Below are 17,445 nucleotides of genomic sequence, written 5' to 3'. Positions count from 1 at the left end.
GTATAACAGCGGGCAAGCTAGTACACGTTAACAAACAGATAGACTGGAGCTAGCTTGTTGCTGTACAATCTTAAAATAAAGCGCCCACGGTGCACACTTCTATATATGTACCGGTCCCGACCCAAGGATAAACTGGACGACCATGTACTTAGGTTCCTCTCTTCGATGCAGCACGACCAGTCGATACTGTACTACGACATCCTTGGGAGCGAAGCACACTCTATAATGCTGCACGAAATGGGGCACCTCACTTCTGGCGAGCTGAAAAAGATACTGTCGGCACTGGAAGATGCAAAAAAGAATCCGGACAGGATTGAGACTGAAGGATATGAGGACATACATGAAGCCCTTGAGGCTTTTGTGATAAAGAGGGCAGGCATGGACGCAGGGGGCAAGATGCACACCGCCCGGTCAAGGAACGACCAAGTTGTGCTTGATATCAGGATGAAGATACGCGACGACATTAACGAAATCTGCACCGCCCTTGCGAGCCTGATAGAGGGCTTGGTAGAGAAGGCCAAAGAGACCAAGCAGGCTGCGATGCCGATGTATACCCATTTGCAGCAGGCGCAGATAGGGACGTTCTCCCACTTTTTGCTGTCGTACGCCTACGCGCTCATGCGCGATATGGAGCGGCTATATCTCGTATACCAGCGGGTGAACCAGTCGCCGCTTGGCGCGTGCGCCATAGGGGGATCGAGTATAAGTATCGACAGGAAAAGGACCGCCGTCCTGCTAGGCTTTGACAGCATAGTCAGGAATTCCATAGATGCAACAAGCTCGCGCGACGCATTCTTGGAATATGCCGCGACGCTTGCGATATTGACCAGCACGCTTGGCAGGATTGCCGAGGACTTTATCATCTGGTCGACGTCCGAATTTGGCTACATCGAGCTTGCCGATCGGTACAGCTCGACTTCAAGCGCGATGCCGCAAAAGAAGAACCCTGATCCTCTCGAGCTGACAAGGGCCAAGGCCGCCATCGTTGCAAGCAACCTAGTGTCGATGCTCGGCATCGTCAAGGCGCTGCCGTCCGGCTACAGCCGTGACTTGCAGGATGTCAAGCCGCCGCTGCTTGGCGCGTCTGCAATAACGCTTGACACGATCAGGGTAATTGACGGTGCAGCCAGGTCGCTCAAGGTGAACAAGGAAAAGATGTGCCGGGCTGCAAGCACCAGCTATGCAATCGCGCTAGACATTGCAGAGCAGCTGGTGATGAAAAACAAGATGCCATTCCGGGCAGCTCACAAGATAGTGGGTGCTCTTGTCAACAGGGCCGCAAGCATGGACAACTTGCCACTTGCAAAACTACAGTTGTCCGACGTTACTTCTGTCCTGAAGACACAAAAGGCGGGCGTAAGCATCAAGCCGGACGAGATGATGAAGATAATCAAAGAGATGACACCGGAAAAGTCTCTGCAGGTGCGGAAATCGACAGGGTCGCCCAACCTTCAGGAGCAGCAAGAGATGATAGAGTCGCTGTCGCAAGGAGTGTCAAACTACAAGGTCGGGATCCAAAAGCGCACCAAGATGGTCCAAGGTTCGTTCGATAACCTGAACAGGATCGTCAGGAAGTATCTGCAACAATCTTGACTGTTATCGCACTTCGCCGAAAAATTCTACCGAAAATCGTCCCTTTTGCTTATCTGGTGGCGCTTGGAGCGAAAAATGGCGCTGGAATTCGCTGTTTTAGTTGCGATAAGATTTATATCATGTCCGAAAGCAGTTAATTGTCGCAATAAATGTCGCTAAAATCAGACGATCCAAACTATTATGCGCATCAGTACAACTGGATGGGTGAAAATGGCAAGCAGAAGAAGATAAGGATCCTCGATAGCACCCTGAGAGAGGGCGAGCAGCACCCCGGGGTAGCGTTCACGATAAAGCAGAGGATCCAGATCGCGTGGATGCTCGACTCGTTTGGAGTCGACCAGATAGAGATAAGCCCAGTGGTTTCGCCGGACCACGCTGAAGCGACCAAGACAATAATCAAGCAGGGGCTGCGCGCCGACATTGTCGCGCACACAAGGGCGATCAAGTCCGACGTCGACGTCGCGATCGACTGCGGCGCCACATGGGTCGCGACCTACATGGGCATTTCAGACATCCACATTTCGGCAAAGCTAAAGATCACGCGCGAAGAGGCCAAGGCAAGAGCGTTAGAAGTCGCCGACTACATCAAGGCGCATGGCCTAAAGGCGAGGTTCACCATGGAAGACGCCAGCAGGACAGATCCGACGTTCCTTATCGAGATGTGCAAGGAGATGAACAGGCGCGGGATCGAACGGATAAGCATACCGGATACCGTCGGCATCATGCGGCCGCGGGGCATGTACAATTTGGTAAAAATGGTATACAACAACATTGACAAGAGCAAGACTTCGCTTGATGTCCATTGCCATAACGATGTGGGGCTGGCGCTGGCAAACGCGCTTGCAGGGTGCGAAGCTGGAGCTGACCAGATCCATACGACCATAGATGGGTTTGGCGAGCGCACTGGAATCCCGAGCCTAGCCGAAACGGCTGTCGCGCTCACGCTTATCTACAAGTCAAACAACGACCTCCGGCTCCACATGCTAAAGGACCTTTCAAAGACCATCTCTGACTATATCAGCCTGCCAATACCAGAGTCAAAGCCGATCGTCGGCGACAGTGCGTACAAGCACAAGGCCGGTACGCACTTGGCGGCCATACTGCGCAACCCCGCCGCCTATGAAATAATAGAGCCAAAGACGGTCGGCAACAGGCGCAAGATAGTGTTTGGTGAGCTTGCAGGCAAGAACGGGGCAGCGTACCTGCTGTCGCTGCTTGGGCTTGAGACTAGCAAGCATGAGGCAGAAGCTCTGGCACGCGGCCTGAAGGAACTGCGCATGGGCGACATACTGGAACTATATTTGGACGACAGGCTGGAGAGAAAGATACTTAATGACGCTGCTGTAAAACTAAGCCCATCAAAGGAGTAGAATAATGGCGTGGTAGTCAAGTGTCCAGAATGTGACGCAGAGATCAAGATACCTTCCGACTCGATAGAGGGCGAGATCGTAACCTGCCCTGACTGTGGCGCAAGCTACGAGCTTGTCAAGTCGGGCGAAGGGTTTGAAATAAAACCGGCGCAGGTTGTCGGCGAGGACTGGGGTCAGTGAGGCAGGAAAAGGCTGGCCAGTCGTCTCAATCAAATTTTTCCGGCAACTCCCTTACCATCCTCTATGACAGCATCAGGTGGGAGGAGAAGGCCCTCTACGAAGCCGCAAAGAAGAAAGGTGTCAGCGTCGAAAACGTTGACTGCAAGAACCTTGTCGTAAACCTGAATAGCGGCAGGTCAAAATACAACGGACAGGTAGTGCTCCAGAGGAGCGTCAGCTACTTCAAGAACGTCCACTCTACCGCGGCGCTTGAAGGCCTTGGCGCATGTGTGATCAACCCGTTGAATGCTGCCATACTGTGTGGCAACAAGATGTATGCCCACATGGAGCTTGAAAAGGCGGGCGTGCGAACACCAAAGGCAGTAGCAGCGTTTTCAGAAGAGTCGGCTCTGGCGGCGCTCGAAGAGTTAGGCTATCCTGCGGTAGTCAAGCCCACGGTTGGCAGCTGGGGTAGGCTCATCGCGCTCTTGCGCGACAAGGAAGCGGCCAAGGCAGTGATAGAAGATAGGGAGCACATGTTTCCGATATATCAGGTCTATTACTTTGAAGAGTTTGTCGAGCGTCCGCCCCGGGACATCAGAGCGATTGTAGTTGGCGACAGGGTAGTGGCTGCTATATACCGCTATTCCGGCGAAGGCGAATGGAAGACGAACATGGCTCTTGGCGGCCACGCCGAGGCATGCCCTGTTACAAAGGAGCTTGAAGACATTTGCCTTAAGGCCACGCGGGCTCTGGGCGGCCAGATAGTCGGGGTCGACCTGATGGAGAGCAAGAGCGACGGCCTCATGGTGCACGAGGTCAATAATACCACTGAATTTAAAAATACCGTCCGGGTTACAGGGGTTGATATCCCCGGTTTGATGGTGGATTACGCGCTAGGGCAAGGAAAGTAAGCAAAATTGGTTTCGCCAAGTTACGCGGTAGAATTATTGAAGAAGGCGTTGGAGCTTTACACCCCTTCCAGATCAGAGGCTGCCCTTGCCAACATGATAAAGGACAAATGCGTGAACGAGCTTGGCTTTGAGCAGGTCAACATCGACAACGTCGGCAACATCATTGCCACAAAGGGGACTGGCGAGCCCCGCATTTTGCTCTGCGGCCACATGGACACTGTGCCTGGGCAGGTGCCGGTAAGGATAGAGGACGGCCACATTTACGGCCGCGGCGCTTCCGACGCAAAGGCGCCCCTGATAGCCATGCTGCTTGCCGCTTCAGAGTTTCCAAAGCAGAGCGGCACCGTGATATTTGCAGGAGTTGTGGACGAAGAGGGCAACGCGACGGGGGTAAAGCATCTGGTCAAGAGCAAGCTTGGGGTCGACTATGCGGTGTTTGGCGAGCCTTCTGGCGTCGAAAACATCACCGTCGCATACAAGGGCAGACTGGCTGTGCGCCTGACGTGCGACGTCGGTGACAGCGCACACGCAAGCGCGCCATGGCTTGCCAAGAACTCGATTGAAGAAATGTACGATTTTTGGAAGGCCATCAAGTCAGAGATAGAGCGCGTCGGCACGGCAGAGAACAAGGCAAAGTCGATCAGCTGCAGCCTGACCGAGATAACCGGCGGGTCAAGCCACAATGTCACGCCACAAAAGTGCAAGATAACCATAGACATCAGGGTGCCCACGATAACGACCTGCGACAACGTGCTCCGCATAGTCGACACTGTCATTACCAAGGTCGCTTTGGAAAAAGGGGTCAAGGCGACATACAGGATAGAGGACAAGACCGAGCCTTTCGAGGCCGATCACGCGTCGCCCCTTGTCAGGGCGCTCCTGCTTGCAGTGCTTGACGTGCGCAACAAGAGGCCGACGCTCCTTCGTAAGACCGGCACTGGCGACATGAATGTGCTTGGGCACAGCTTCAAGATACCCGTTATCACCTACGGGCCGGGCGACCCACACGCGTCGCACACAGCCGACGAGCGGGTAAACATCGACGAATACGTGGCAAGCATTGAAGTGTACGAAAGGGCGCTTTTCCACCTGTCGCGCTTGCACCACCTGAAGAAGAAAAAGAAATAGCTAGCGATGCCAACATATAGGCGTCGGCCCCTCCTTGCTCCATATATGCTATGGTTTGTGGGTACTGGCATCAACGGCTACCGCGGCCTGAGCCTTGCAGCGGTCGACATCCTGAAGAAATGCAGCGTCGTCTACGTTGAAAGGTTCACGAGCGCGCTCTCCGATAGCGACCTTCAGGGTCTGAACTCTATCCTTGGAAGGCAGGCCGAGCCGGTGCAGAGATGGTTCGTGGAGGACGGCAGAGAGATTCTAGAAGTTGCAAAGACAAAAGAAGTCGCGCTTGTCACGTACGGCGACCCGCTTATCGCGACAACCCACACAGAGCTGCGCTCAAGAGCCGCCAGAAACTTGATCAAGACAGGGGTGCTGCACGCCGCGTCAGGCATCGCCTCTATAATGGGCGAAACTGGCCTGCATGCCTACAAGTTTGGCAGAATGGTCACAATGATGTCAGAGCCCCAGTCTGTAGTCAGCGTCTACAACACCATTTTCGAAAACCTGCTTGCCGGCAGCCACACACTCATCCTTACAGAGTATAGCAGTCAAGGCAAAGGCAAGGAGGAACCTTTCTTTCTAAGTCCTACTTCAGTGTTCAAGATGCTGCTGGATACAGAGCGCGACCAAAAGTACCAGATCTTTTCAGACAATACCTTTGCCGTGGTTGCCTCAAGGGTTGGAGCAGGTGACCAGAGGATCACATCAGGCAAGGTCGGATCGCTTGCAAAGATCGACTTTGGAGCCGGCCCCCATTCCATAATCGTCACGGGATCCTTGCACTTTACCGAAGTCGAAGCACTTGCGGCCTTAACTGAAAACATGGACGAGCCGTCTGACAATTCGCAGAACATCAGGCGGATTTCAGTGCAGATGGTCGAGCGGTACGCGCCAAAGGCCAAACAGGCAATACAACAGATGCGCGACATCGTCAGGCAGGACGCGGGCAACAACAGTGGCGTGTTTGAAGTATTGGACAACGCAGAATATTACATTGCAGACGCTGAGCGGTTCCTGCGGCAGGCCAAGTTTGAGCTGGCGGTACTGAGCATTGGCTACGCAGAGGGTCTGGTGGACGCGCTGCGGTTCCAGAAAGGCATCAACCCGTGGGAGACCCATGGTTGACGTATATATATGAGAGGCAGAGATGGACAGACGTGTCAGAAGAAGGCTTCAGGCTATTATCTGAAGGCAAGGTTCAAGAGTTCAACAGCTGGAGGATGAAGAACCTAACGGTCAAGTTGGATTTTACCGGCAAGGACCTATCGGGCAAGAACGTCTCTGGCGCTTACCTGAATGGGCTTGTTGCAGATAGGACCAACTTTTCCCGCGCAAACCTAGCAGGCACCAATCTGGTGCAGGCAAGCCTGAACGGAGCAAATTTTGAGTGTGCCGACCTGACCGGAACTCTCCTGATGTATGCAGAGATGAAAGAAGCGCGCCTTGCAAACGCCAACCTGACAAAGACGAACCTGATGTGGGCCAACCTTCAGGGCACTGACCTGACAGGGTGCAGGATGTCGCAGACCGTATTTGTCGAGGCAAACCTGCAGAATGCTAAGGTCACTGGTGCCGATAAGGCAGGCGCCTATCTAAAATACGCCAAGTTGGACGGCACGACGTGGTTTGAGCAGGTCGCCGGAAAGCACTAATAAAAAATTTTATCCAAACATTTGGATCAACCATTATATCGATTCTTGGCGAACTTGCAGCAGCCATGGCTGCTGGTACCTTTGTTCTCGTGCTGTGGATGATTTCCAAAGATTTATTAATTATCGGTGAATCCTTTTCTCTTAGTATGGCGCAAACCCCTCCGGTTGCAGGAGGAAAGGTATCCCGGCGCGACTTTCTAAAACTCATGGCAGCCGCCGGTACCGTAATGACTTTTGCGCCCTTTGTTGACTGGGGCAAGTTTCTGCCAAACCCGGCGACCCAAGCAGCGCAAAAGGTCAAGATAGAGCTTGAGGACGGCTCGATTGCCAACGTTAACACTTTTGAAGTTAATTCTTCGCAGGTTGTCATTTACCCCAAGACTGACGACGAGGTCCTGAACCAAGAGGCATTCAGGACGTGGCAGCTCATACGGCTGCCTGCAGAGCTTGGCGGCAACAGGAACGACGCTTCCGCTTTTCGACTTTACAGCATGGTTTGCCTGCATTTATGGTGCCTGTGGAAGTACTGGCCGCAGGAGGGAAGGAAGAGAGGAGAGTGCCCCTGCCACGGCAGCATGTACGATCCATACACAGGCAAGGCGTTTGCCGGGCCGGCTGCTCTCCAAGGCCCGCCTTCAAACGTCCTCCCAAGGCTTGACATTGAGGTCGAATCAAACGGCGATCTATCGATACTGCCTCCGGTATGGAGCCCAGACAGGAACGGAGTAGTGGGATTCGGACGCTACCTCAACAACAATAACACTTGAGTGATTTGATATGGGTACCTCCTTAACATATGAAAATAGCTTTGTAAGGTTCGTCCGGTGGGTTTACGCCGGCATAGAGCGAACCATATTCATGGGGATGAAGTTCACATTCCCCGGCAGGTTCGTCAGCCCGCTTGGCTTCCTCGGCATGCTGACGTTCGTCATATTCATCATTCTTGGCATCACTGGTGCGCTGCTCATGCTGTGGTACGAGCCGATACTCACCAGAGCATGGGACAGCGTCAAGATGATCAACGATACGATCCCATACGGCTTCCATATACGCAACATCCATTATCACGCTTCAAACGCGATGGTCATGATGGCGCTATTGCACATGTACTACCAGTACTTTAGCGGGCGCTACAAGATCAGAAACGAGATACTGTGGGTAACGGGCATCATTCTTGGCGTCCTTACGATTCTCGAGGCGTTCACAGGCTACGACATCATCTTTAGCGAGCGTGCCGAGCTGGCGATTTCGATTGCCGCATCGCTCACCAACTCCATACCCATACTAGGGCCCCAGATGAGAGAGGCATTCTTTGGTGCCGGATTTCATGATTTCATCCTGAGGTTCTACACATTCCATGTATTCATGCTGCCTATAGCGCTGCTTGGGTTAATGGTCGTCCACTTTCCAAGGTTCTTGGTATTTGATGTGCCGATGGTCATGGCAGTCGCCGGCGCAATCATGTTGACAGGCGGAGTGTTCCCGGTAGGTCTCGGATTAAAGTTCGACCCCAACGTGCCGCCTGGCATCACTGTGCCAGAATGGTACCTTACCGGCCTTTACGCGTTCCTGCGCACGATGTACGACAAGTTCGTTACAGGCGTCGCGTGGCCAGGGCTCTTCATATTCGCGCTCTTGGTCGTCCCGTTTGTTGACAAGTACAAAAAGTTCTCTTGGAAGGATAGGCCCATCATCACAGCGCTTGGCATCACCAGCCTTGCCCAGATCATTGTCACTACTTACTGGGGATTCTATATCGACCCCAGCATAGAGAAAGCGCTCTTGGAAAGACTTGTAATCGACCCGATATTCTTTTATCTGGTCATGATACTGCTCGTGCCGCTATCGTTTGGCTTTACCTACATGATGATAAAGCTGGCCAAGCATGCTGAGGCCAACGCCAAGCTGCAGCCAAAGAAAGCGGCCAAGGGCTCAATAAACATCTCCCAAAAGTGGATCTACGTCCTGTTCGTCGTGCTCCTTGCATTCCAGGTGTACCTCAACATCTCGGCATACTATGCGATGCTTCAGGGCATGAAGAACTATTCGCTATTTATCATAGGCATAATAATGCTGGTATTTGCAGGCATGTTCCACCTTTACAGGTATGGCAGGGCGATGGCAAAGGCCCCACCGCCAAAGCCTGTCCCGCCTGCCCCGTCAAAGCCAGCGGCTGCACCGGCGGCACCCAGACCGGCGCCAGCTGCACCGGCAGAAAAGCCATTGGCTGCCCCGCCTACTGCAACAGCAGCAAAGGTCGGCGCAGATCAAAAGCCGCAGCTGTCGCAGCAGCAAAAGCAGGCAGCCACAGGCACAACAGGCAAATCAGCAGCGATGAGCCAAGTCCAGCCCACTACTACATCAATAGCAGACGTTGATGGCCCTGACAAAAAGGCCACTACTACCTAACAAAGAATATATGTGAAAATAGAAAGAGAGAAGATCGAACCATGGCGAACCACGCAGGCGGCATCAGCATAATCACTTTCATTGTCGCAGTTGCCGTAAGCATGGGTTACTACCAGTTCGTCTATGTCCCGCAGGCTAATGCAAGGCCAGTCCTTCCAGAAGAAATAGTGAACCCACCAGAGGTCACCAATGTTCAGATCGTCGAAGGCTCGGCTCTGGAGTCCCAAACCAGAAACTTTGTTCCAAAGGATGCGCGTGCTATCCTAGGACTATCAAACAAAGTGGTATGGACGAACAACGATGGCACGTCGCACACAGTAACCAGTGACGATGGATACCACGATCAGCTTAGCGGCGCGTTTGCTTCGACCGAGCAACTGGGTGCTCTTATCAACCCTGGTGAGACATTCGAGTTCATTTTCACAAAAGAAGGAGAATATCCTTACCATTGTGACCCTCACCCATGGATGCAGGCGACGGTCGTAGTAGTTCCGAACTTTGCCTAAGCCTTCTTCTTTTTTACTATTTTTATGTAGGCAATGTCGCTGGCCACTTCTTTATGTTCCTGTATTATTGAGACACGGAACTTGACGCTCGAGTGATCGTCGGCAGGGACATGGTTAGTCGTGGCAGTGAACTCGATCGTGGTCCTGCCGCCAAGCTCGGCCTTGAATATCGAGAGGCGCGCATAAGGGTGCTTGATCTTTTTCCCATTTAGGTTAATGTATGAAAAAACATCACTTGAATTCTCTATCTGGGAGTTTATCACCAAGCTATCAAACCTACCGTGGTAGTTGATGACGACAGTCCCGTGTAATTCCTCGTCTGCAGCGATAGAGTCCTCAGCAAGTGAGATGGAGATCTGTTTTTGCTCGCTCAAGCCAGAAAAAATCCGAGAGTGACAGATTTAAACTAACTAGGTATTCACGGTAATTTTTAACAAGCTGAAACAGGAAACTCATACTCTTTAGCCAGAGGATGAAAATGAGCTTCAGGTTCTCAAGTCTCTATCGCATATGCTTATCATCCCAAGAAAAGAAGTCATCCAAAGATGACATGGTAGTTCTTTTCCTATTATTGCTTGTATCGTTTATCGCAGTAAGTAGTTGTTGATGTGGTTGTGTTCATGAAGCTATAAGGAGTGGGATCTCTCCTTTCATACAGGATTGCAAAGCTCAGCAGCCACGCCTCTTTGAGTTTCTTGATCTCAGAAGCTCCCTGCATGTCATTATTTTTCTGGCATTCTTGCAATTTCCTGATCCAAGATTGCCTTATTAAATCATTTAGCCAATGCGACATCACACTAACTGTTGCGTCTATAAAGTCTGGATTGTTTATGACGCCAAGGCCTGTATCTTCAGCAGTATATTTTATAATTTTCCCGTACACATGATCCTTCTTCAGCGCAGAAATGCCCTTCAATAGCTGAGACTTTCTTGTTTCAAACTATTCTATTGTCTTTTCAAGCGTGGAAGACTGTTTGAACAGATCCTCTACCTGTTTTCTAACCTGTCCTGGTCTACAGTAAAAGAGTCGATATCTTCTTTTATCAGCTTGCGCGTCAACTCGTAGCTTTTAATCTCCTTCTTAATTCTGTCTAGATTCTCTTCTTCTCGTTGAAGGTCTTCCTTGACATGCCTGAGTGAAGGCGTGTACTTTTGGTAGTCAACAAACTCGCTTAGGATCGTGTTCTCCTCATGCATATTCTTGTGCAGTTCAAGCAGAGCATCAAATTCTTGCATCCTTTTCTCGTATAAATGGAGAAAGCTGTTACAGCTTATAGTGCGATAATACTCTGCCTTGACCCTTCTAAACTCTGCAGGATCGACATCAAGCTCTATTATAATCTTCTCGTCTGGAATGTTCTTTTCAGCCTCTTCCATACTCTAACTCGCAAGCTTTTGCCGTTTGTGAGCTGATAATGTTGCGATACAGCGGAAGCACTATTCTGCGAATAAATGGTTGAAGCAACTTCTGCTACTACTTCGCTGCCCTAAAATCAGCAGGTCTGCACCCCTCATCATTGTTATGGCTGTCTGGATGGCTCTGGTTAGCTGTAATGCCTGACGACTTTCCTGTTCCACTTGTGCGATAGCTGTTAGTGTCAAGTTTGCCTCTGCGATCTCTGAGCGCAAAGTCCTGCGGCAACCACCCTTTTTTCTTCAGTTCATTTACGACCTTGTATGGATATTCCGTATTTGTCCCTGTCTTCTCTGCGATTGTCTCCCCGTTATAATCTGAGGTTACTAGCAGGTTGTAAATGACCTTCTTTTTGCCTGTTAATTCGTATTTCTGGCTAGATCCAGATAATACAGATCTAGCAAACTGTTGTACTGAAATTTCTGACATGTCTATTTTTACTCACAGGTAAAGTGATAAGCCTGTCAGCGGCTTCTGTGAGGATAGAATGAACAGCACCTGCCTTGCCTGACCTTACCCACCTTGCAGCAGACACAATAATATGGCTAAAAATTCTAGTTTTCTACCATAAAATTCCAATTTGACTATATAGTATGTTTTGTATGTATATGTATGCGTGTCTTCTTACCTTACCTACCTTACTCATATGTGCGTTCGCCAGCGGCAGTTAGCATGATGTTATAGCTAGCTCTATAGTGTCCACGTGGCAGTAAGGGCAGAATGTTATTGATTTATTTTCGTATGAATAAGTCATCTTTGGATGACTTCTTTTCTTGGGATGATAAGCATATGCGATAGAGACTCGACAGAACCGAGCTTCAACAGGTATTTTGGTTACCTTCGTACACACACCGATCAGTACTTGGTGAAGGAAACATGATAAGGTGCTACAAGTTCAGACTTTATCCAACAGAGCAGCAAGTCAAAATCATGAATGAAACTATGGAAACTTGTAGGCATCCCTACAATGAATCATTAGGCGAGAAAAGCACAGATTGGGATATTGGATTCTATGCGCAAAAACAATTACTAACGGTGAGAAAACAGGATAACAGGTACTACAATCAGGTATACAGCCAAGTATTGCAAGATGTACTACTAAGACTTGACAAGGCATACTAGTCATTTTTCAAAAAGATAGGCCAGTATCCAGAGACGCGGAAAATACAATTCATTTACGTATCCATGGTATGGTGGCTTTAGAATCAGAGATAATAAACTGATATTATCATGCATTGGTGCTGTTAAGCTCGAAATACATCGCATACCCATGGCACATTAAAAAGAGGTACAATCATCCGTGATGTGGATCAATGGTATGCCGGCATAACAACAGATGATGGCGTTGAAAAGGCTGCTGTCAAGGTTGATGTAACAAAGCCTGTAGGAATAGATGTCGGATTGCTAAACTGGCTAACTCTCAGTGACGGCAAAGTAATATTAAATACATTAGACTTTGGAGCTCGGATAAATAAGATCAAACAGCTGTAGAGGAGTCTTCTATCCAGAAAGTAAAAAGAATCCAAGAACAGAGAGAAGGAAAGGATTCAACTAGCCAAGGCATGGCGGCAGGTCAGGAGATGCAGAGGTGACTTTGTACACAAGATTTCAAGGGCTCTAGCAGATGAAGGTCATACTCTGGTAGTGTTTGAGAAGCTGAATATCAATAATATGGTCAAGAACCACAATCCAGCATCAGCAATAATGGATGTCACTTGGAGTAAGCTTCGCCAAATGACTGCCTACAAGGTGGAAAGGCGCGGTGGACAAGTCATTCTTGTCAATCCAAGCGGTACATCGCAGAAATGCTCTAGGTGCGGAGTGGATAAAGAAGAGAAGAAGCTTGGCCTTGATGAGCGCATATTTGAATGTCATAGCTGCGGGTTGGTCGTAGATCGGGACGTGAACGCAGCCAAGAACATTCTGAAACGGGGTCTGGAACAGGCCTATGCTGAGAGGCAGCCTCGTCCATCAACAAAGAAGAATAAGCAAGTTTGCTTCTAGGAAGCAAGAAACCCAGTAATGGGCAGTTCACCTAATAATCGAAAATTCTTGAGCATGCAGGTAGAAAAGACATCTGTCGATTGCATGATATGTCGCTGAGCGAATGTCCAGCATGCTGCAGCAGGATCTATGAATACCGCGACGGCAGGTGGACGGAATGGATCTGCTGGAGGTGTGGCCACTACGAATCTGACACACCTGCGTTCAAGGCGTACCCACACCTGTTCCATGACATTGTTCGCAAGAACGGCAACTATTTTCTTGTAAAATACGCATACTATGGCAAAGGCATAGTAAGGAACCCTGAACCTTCAGGGCAGTAATGCCGGAATCATTCTTCAGTTTCAGGTCTCACATAGTTGAGTACATAGCTAAAGTTTTGTTATTAGATAGGGTATTAAGCAAGTTAGCCGATGATACGTTACGGAGTGCGTCTGTCAAGCATCACGATCGATGCCGATGGATCCCCGTCCGGTTATATCGCCTGGTACAACCATTCTACTGGAGAACCTGGGATCAAAATCCTCCGCCCTCCGGCAAGAAATGAAAAGTACGGCGTGCAGAGGATGGAGATGCTGGCGATTTATTTTGCCATTGTAAAGAACCAGCGCCAGATAAGCATGCTTGCCAGCAGCCAGAAAAGGAAGCAGATCGTAGTGAACATTAGGAGTGATTCAAAGACCTGCATAGAGCAGCTGCAGGGCATTTCAAAGGTCAGGGATGCAGTTCTGCAGAGGATCTGCACGTCGATAAGGAAGCTCTTGGACAGGATGCCCTACATGATAATTTTCAACTACCTTGAAAGGGCGAGGAACCATGCCGGCCTGCTGCTGGAACGCAGGAGAAGAAAGGAGATAGAAGAAGACCTGATGCACCGGTACCAGAAGCAGTACTATTATAGTAGCGCCAGCGGATTCATGATGATGAACCATTATTACAGCGGCAGCCTGGCCACTGCATAAATATATTAAGTGAGGTACGATAGTACCGAGATGATTGCAAGAGCAGTCGACGCCGCAGAGGTTGACATATGTCAACGGCTATGCCACAAGGTATCTCGAGCACGGCCCGCCTGATGGCAAGACCTTGATCCTTTTGCACGGCATTGGCGCTTCCGCCGAAAGGTGGTCCCGCGTGATCCCCACCCTGTCAAAATATTTCCGAGTGATAACGCCGGACATTGTTGGATTTGGATACAGCGACAAGCCCACGGTGGAATACACGATGGACTTTTTTCTCGACTTTTTCACAGGGTTCCTTGACAACCTTGACGTGTCAAAGGCAATCGTGGTAGGATCATCGTTTGGCGGCCACCTTGCCACAGAATTTGCAATAAGGCACAACCGCAAGGTGGACAAGCTGGTCCTGGTATCGCCTGCCGGCATGATGCGCACATCAACCCCGACCCTTGACGGCTACATCATGGCAGCCCTCTATCCCACCTATGAAAACGCGTACAGGGCCTTCAGAGAGATGGCCCACGACCCGGACGCCGTCACCGAGGAGATCGTGATGGACTTTGTGAACAGGATGAGGCTGCCAAATGCCAAGTACGCGTTCATGTCAACCCTGCTTGGCATGAGGTACGCCCCAAAGCTGCAAGGGCGGCTTGGCAAGATAATCTCGCCCACCCTGCTTGTGTGGGGAGACAGCGACAGGATGATACCAGTGCAATACGCCAAGGAGTACAACGAGATCCCTGACAGCGAGCTTGTGGTGATAAAGAATTGCGGCCACACGCCATACGTGGAAAAGCCGATGACGTTTAACAAGCTGATTTTGAAATTCTTGGTCAGAAGTGACCAGTGATTATTATTATGTTTCTTTTTGCTGTGCACCTTTGCGCTTGCGCTCTATCGGCACCACGATAACCTGCACAAGGTCGCCTTCTTCGATGTTGAGCGCCTGCCTTTCAGCTTCCGGGATCGAGATCCTGCCGCCACTCTGCACCGTAGTCTTGAACATTGCGTTGTAGAAGGTCAACCCCCGGAGCACGGTAAAGTAGTTCTGCATGACATCCTGCTGGATATTGGAAAACTGTTTTATAAAGTCCTTTTGTGCCTCGCTCCCCTTTTCAATCGCCTTCCTGAAAGCTTCTACGGGGTCAATGGGATCGTTAGAGCTCATATATCACGAAAAACACGTGTGCCATTTATTTAACGGTACCGGTAAGTGTCCAAACCGTAAATAAAACAGATTGAACCTAGAAACATAGGCGATGAAGAGTCTAGACGGAACTGACTGTAGATGCCAGAATGAGGTGACTTGTTACTCTGAGCCGGACTCATGAAAAAGTTCAATAAGGATCGTAGAAACTGCCTAACAGGCTTGCAGTCGCTATATCAGAGCTTTGATCCAGTCGTCAGCATAAACAGCGGACAGGTCTTTTTGTGGGAAAAGCGCGGTAATTCCTGGTACGGCGTCCACGGCGACCGGATCGTCAGGTTCGCCCAGATGATAGATGGACACGCTGAATTTGCGGCGTTCCCGGAAGATAGGCTCTGCGAGCAGAAAATGTTCAGGATGGGCGACGATGTCAGAGCAATATTTTCAGAGATATCTCGCGATCCGCTTGTGCGCAGGCTTGTCAGGACGTACCCGGGCCTCCGCCTCATGAGGCAGGAACCACACCAGTGCCTCTTTTCATTCGTGTGTGCAAGCAACACCAACATTCCCATGATCCGCAGGATGCTCTACACGCTGACAAGGAAATTTGGCAGGCCGGTACATGTCGATGGCATCGAGTTTTTCACCTTCCCATCGGCTTCCGATATCAACAGGGCAAGTATCGATGAGCTGCGGGCGTGCGGCCTGGGCTACAGGGCAAAAGCGATCAAGGCCGCGGCTGGCGCCATCGCCACAGGACAGCTTGATTTTGATGTGCTCAAGAGCACAGGCTACGAAGAAGCCAAAAAAGAATTACTGCAGGTGTATGGCGTCGGCAATAAGATAGCCGACTGCGTGCTCTTGTTTTCGCTTGAAAAGCTTGATGCCTTTCCAATAGACGTCTGGATTGCAAGGGCGCTCGCAGGTCACTACAGGTGGCTGCACAAGAAGAAATTTGGAGACAAGATCACTCCACACCAATACGAGCAGCTGTCAGAAAGCGCGAGGGACTATTTTGGGAGGTACGCCGGCTATGCGCAGCAGTATCTCTACTATCACATGAGGCAGTCGGCTGGCAAGAAATGGTAACGACATCAATTGCACAAAATGTTTTGGAATCTTCATTGTTGGCGCTTCTTAAAATAAAGAAAAAGGATATTCTTGCTGTCGCCAGCAAGAGTTTATCATTGTCCGCCTGTAAGGTTCTGAAGCCCTTCGGTGAGGTTTTCTAGGATTCCACCAGTTTGGTTTCCACCGGTCTGGTTGCCGGTGCCGGTTGCATTGCCAGCTGTCTCCGCCTGGGCGCCACCTGTCTCGATCAGTTCGTTGCCGTTCTCATCGGTCATTGACTCGACAATTCCGTATATTGGCTGCCCCTTGAAGTGGTCTTCGGTATCCTCTGTTGCAACCGAGATAGAGATCACGTTGTTCCTTTCTATGATAATCAGTGCATCTGCGCCTGTCCACCTTGTTTCGCCATCCACAGAGATATCAACTGTGCCCATGATGAATGATGTTCCGTTTCCGCTCGTGTCTATTGTTGTCGAGTTGTTAGATACAAAGTTGCTAAATTCATGAGTGTGGCGGTTTGTGCCGTCGATGTGTACCATCGTAAAGTTGGCCGCAAAGTTGTTTACGCTGCCGTCCTGAACATCCAAGCTCCAGTCGCCTGCCAAGACATATGGCGGTTCTAACTCTTGCGCTGTGGTTGTTTCATTGTCTGCTGTCAAAGTCGTGTTTTCGTCTGTGCCTCCTGTCATGATTTGCGGCAATGTCGTTGTCATATTGTCTGATGTAGTCACATTGCCTGCTGCGCCAGTCTCGTTGCCAGTAGTCAGGCCTGTTTCATTGCCAGTGGTTGTGCCTGTTTCGTTTTGCATTTCGCCTGTTGTGGTTATTTCGCCTGTATCAAAGATCAGAGTAGCAATAGAGCCTCTGGCAGAGAATGTTTCTGCCCCTGCTACAGCTGTTTCATTTTCCGGTGCTGTTACGTTACCACCTGTCACATTTCTATCGGTGACGTTTCCGCCTGGTGTTGTTACATTACCGTCCGGTGCTGTTGTGTTTTGCGCGACTGCTGGTGCAAGACTAACCGCTGCGGCGAAAAGTCCAAAAACCAGCACTAGCGCGACCGCTATAGGTGCTTTCTTCATCGCAAAGAGCGTGCACAAATAAATTTTAACAATTTTATCTATT

The 17,445-nt window shown here is 50.2% G+C and carries 23 protein-coding genes; 17 read left to right on the top strand and 6 right to left on the bottom strand.

Features of this window, described 5'->3' with window-relative positions:
* Positions 1-105 precede the first annotated feature (105 nt).
* The 10 genes from argH to NGAR_RS06710 all read left to right on the top strand — a co-directional run bounded on the left by argH (position 106) and on the right by NGAR_RS06710 (position 9,725).
* Positions 106-1,593 carry an argininosuccinate lyase gene (gene argH / locus NGAR_RS06755; protein WP_148681092.1) on the top strand — a complete coding sequence of 496 codons (1,488 nt, stop codon included), beginning with the start codon at positions 106-108 and terminating at the stop codon, positions 1,591-1,593.
* Between the two features lie 149 nt (positions 1,594-1,742).
* Complete coding sequence (locus tag NGAR_RS06750) at positions 1,743-2,963, top strand: LeuA family protein (protein WP_015018931.1); 1,221 nt, start codon at positions 1,743-1,745, stop codon at positions 2,961-2,963.
* Between the two features lie 9 nt (positions 2,964-2,972).
* Positions 2,973-3,143, top strand: coding sequence for an alpha-aminoadipate/glutamate carrier protein LysW (gene lysW/argW / locus NGAR_RS06745; protein ID WP_015018930.1), 171 nt, complete (start codon positions 2,973-2,975; stop codon positions 3,141-3,143).
* Positions 3,140-4,036 carry a lysine biosynthesis protein LysX gene (gene lysX, locus NGAR_RS06740; RefSeq protein ID WP_015018929.1) on the top strand — a complete coding sequence of 299 codons (897 nt, stop codon included), beginning with the start codon at positions 3,140-3,142 and terminating at the stop codon, positions 4,034-4,036. Before lysW/argW ends, lysX begins: the two co-directional genes overlap by 4 nt.
* Positions 4,037-4,042: 6 nt before the next feature.
* Positions 4,043-5,164 (top strand): M20/M25/M40 family metallo-hydrolase, encoded by a 1,122-nt coding sequence (locus tag NGAR_RS06735; protein ID WP_148681091.1) that lies wholly within the window; start codon positions 4,043-4,045, stop codon positions 5,162-5,164.
* A 45-nt stretch (positions 5,165-5,209) separates the two neighbouring features.
* A complete protein-coding gene (gene dph5, locus NGAR_RS06730) occupies positions 5,210-6,283 on the top strand; it encodes a diphthine synthase (RefSeq protein WP_015018927.1) in 1,074 nt (357 codons plus the stop codon).
* Positions 6,280-6,810 (top strand): pentapeptide repeat-containing protein, encoded by a 531-nt coding sequence (locus NGAR_RS06725; RefSeq protein ID WP_015018926.1) that lies wholly within the window; start codon positions 6,280-6,282, stop codon positions 6,808-6,810. The genes dph5 and NGAR_RS06725 overlap by 4 nt, the downstream gene beginning before the upstream one ends.
* A 146-nt stretch (positions 6,811-6,956) precedes the next feature.
* Positions 6,957-7,577 carry a twin-arginine translocation signal domain-containing protein gene (locus NGAR_RS06720; protein WP_148681089.1) on the top strand — a complete coding sequence of 207 codons (621 nt, stop codon included), beginning with the start codon at positions 6,957-6,959 and terminating at the stop codon, positions 7,575-7,577.
* 10 nt (positions 7,578-7,587) lie between these two features.
* The gene (locus NGAR_RS06715) at positions 7,588-9,219 is read left to right on the top strand and encodes a cytochrome b (protein ID WP_148681088.1); all 1,632 of its coding nucleotides are present in this window, start codon (positions 7,588-7,590) and stop codon (positions 9,217-9,219) included.
* A gap of 41 nt (positions 9,220-9,260) precedes the next feature.
* A complete protein-coding gene (locus tag NGAR_RS06710) occupies positions 9,261-9,725 on the top strand; it encodes a cupredoxin domain-containing protein (protein WP_015018923.1) in 465 nt (154 codons plus the stop codon).
* Here NGAR_RS06710 and NGAR_RS06705 read toward each other — a convergent pair.
* From NGAR_RS06705 to NGAR_RS06690, 4 genes are all read right to left on the bottom strand, one after another.
* Positions 9,722-10,099 (bottom strand): hypothetical protein, encoded by a 378-nt coding sequence (locus tag NGAR_RS06705; RefSeq protein WP_015018922.1) that lies wholly within the window; start codon positions 10,097-10,099, stop codon positions 9,722-9,724. The genes NGAR_RS06710 and NGAR_RS06705 overlap by 4 nt on opposite strands.
* 194 nt (positions 10,100-10,293) lie before the next feature.
* Complete coding sequence (locus NGAR_RS06700) at positions 10,294-10,641, bottom strand: hypothetical protein (protein WP_015018921.1); 348 nt, start codon at positions 10,639-10,641, stop codon at positions 10,294-10,296.
* 71 nt (positions 10,642-10,712) lie between these two features.
* Positions 10,713-11,102, bottom strand: a complete 390-nt coding sequence (locus NGAR_RS06695; protein WP_015018920.1) for a hypothetical protein — start codon at positions 11,100-11,102, stop codon at positions 10,713-10,715.
* A 97-nt stretch (positions 11,103-11,199) separates the two neighbouring features.
* On the bottom strand, positions 11,200-11,568 hold the full coding sequence (locus NGAR_RS06690; RefSeq protein WP_015018919.1) for a hypothetical protein: 369 nt from the start codon (positions 11,566-11,568) through the stop codon (positions 11,200-11,202).
* Positions 11,569-12,015: 447 nt separating this feature from the next.
* Here NGAR_RS06690 and NGAR_RS06685 point away from each other — a divergent pair, with 447 nt between their 5' ends.
* The 6 genes from NGAR_RS06685 to NGAR_RS06660 all read left to right on the top strand — a co-directional run bounded on the left by NGAR_RS06685 (position 12,016) and on the right by NGAR_RS06660 (position 14,952).
* Complete coding sequence (locus tag NGAR_RS06685) at positions 12,016-12,261, top strand: helix-turn-helix domain-containing protein (RefSeq protein WP_015018918.1); 246 nt, start codon at positions 12,016-12,018, stop codon at positions 12,259-12,261.
* Between the two features lie 183 nt (positions 12,262-12,444).
* Complete coding sequence (locus tag NGAR_RS06680) at positions 12,445-12,630, top strand: transposase (protein WP_015018917.1); 186 nt, start codon at positions 12,445-12,447, stop codon at positions 12,628-12,630.
* A 54-nt stretch (positions 12,631-12,684) separates the two neighbouring features.
* A complete protein-coding gene (locus NGAR_RS06675) occupies positions 12,685-13,143 on the top strand; it encodes an RNA-guided endonuclease InsQ/TnpB family protein (protein WP_148681087.1) in 459 nt (152 codons plus the stop codon).
* Positions 13,144-13,232: 89 nt separating this feature from the next.
* On the top strand, positions 13,233-13,466 hold the full coding sequence (locus NGAR_RS06670) for a hypothetical protein (RefSeq protein WP_015018915.1): 234 nt from the start codon (positions 13,233-13,235) through the stop codon (positions 13,464-13,466).
* A gap of 90 nt (positions 13,467-13,556) precedes the next feature.
* Positions 13,557-14,105, top strand: a complete 549-nt coding sequence (locus tag NGAR_RS06665; protein WP_015018914.1) for a ribonuclease H family protein — start codon at positions 13,557-13,559, stop codon at positions 14,103-14,105.
* A gap of 34 nt (positions 14,106-14,139) precedes the next feature.
* A complete protein-coding gene (locus tag NGAR_RS06660; RefSeq protein ID WP_228369315.1) occupies positions 14,140-14,952 on the top strand; it encodes an alpha/beta fold hydrolase in 813 nt (270 codons plus the stop codon).
* Between the two features lie 6 nt (positions 14,953-14,958).
* Here the strand turns inward: NGAR_RS06660 and NGAR_RS06655 are convergent, their stop codons facing one another.
* On the bottom strand, positions 14,959-15,270 hold the full coding sequence (locus tag NGAR_RS06655; RefSeq protein WP_015018912.1) for an AbrB/MazE/SpoVT family DNA-binding domain-containing protein: 312 nt from the start codon (positions 15,268-15,270) through the stop codon (positions 14,959-14,961).
* Between the two features lie 159 nt (positions 15,271-15,429).
* Here NGAR_RS06655 and NGAR_RS06650 point away from each other — a divergent pair, with 159 nt between their 5' ends.
* Positions 15,430-16,338, top strand: a complete 909-nt coding sequence (locus NGAR_RS06650) for a DNA-3-methyladenine glycosylase family protein (protein WP_015018911.1) — start codon at positions 15,430-15,432, stop codon at positions 16,336-16,338.
* Between the two features lie 95 nt (positions 16,339-16,433).
* Here the strand turns inward: NGAR_RS06650 and NGAR_RS06645 are convergent, their stop codons facing one another.
* Positions 16,434-17,402, bottom strand: coding sequence for a hypothetical protein (locus NGAR_RS06645; RefSeq protein WP_015018910.1), 969 nt, complete (start codon positions 17,400-17,402; stop codon positions 16,434-16,436).
* Positions 17,403-17,445: the final 43 nt, after the last annotated feature.

The sequence above is a fragment of the Candidatus Nitrososphaera gargensis Ga9.2 genome (assembly GCF_000303155.1).
GTDB lineage: Archaea > Thermoproteota > Nitrososphaeria > Nitrososphaerales > Nitrososphaeraceae > Nitrososphaera > Nitrososphaera gargensis.
The sequence above is the reverse complement of the archived record's forward strand: the minus strand, read 5'-3'. Positions and strand labels throughout refer to the sequence as shown.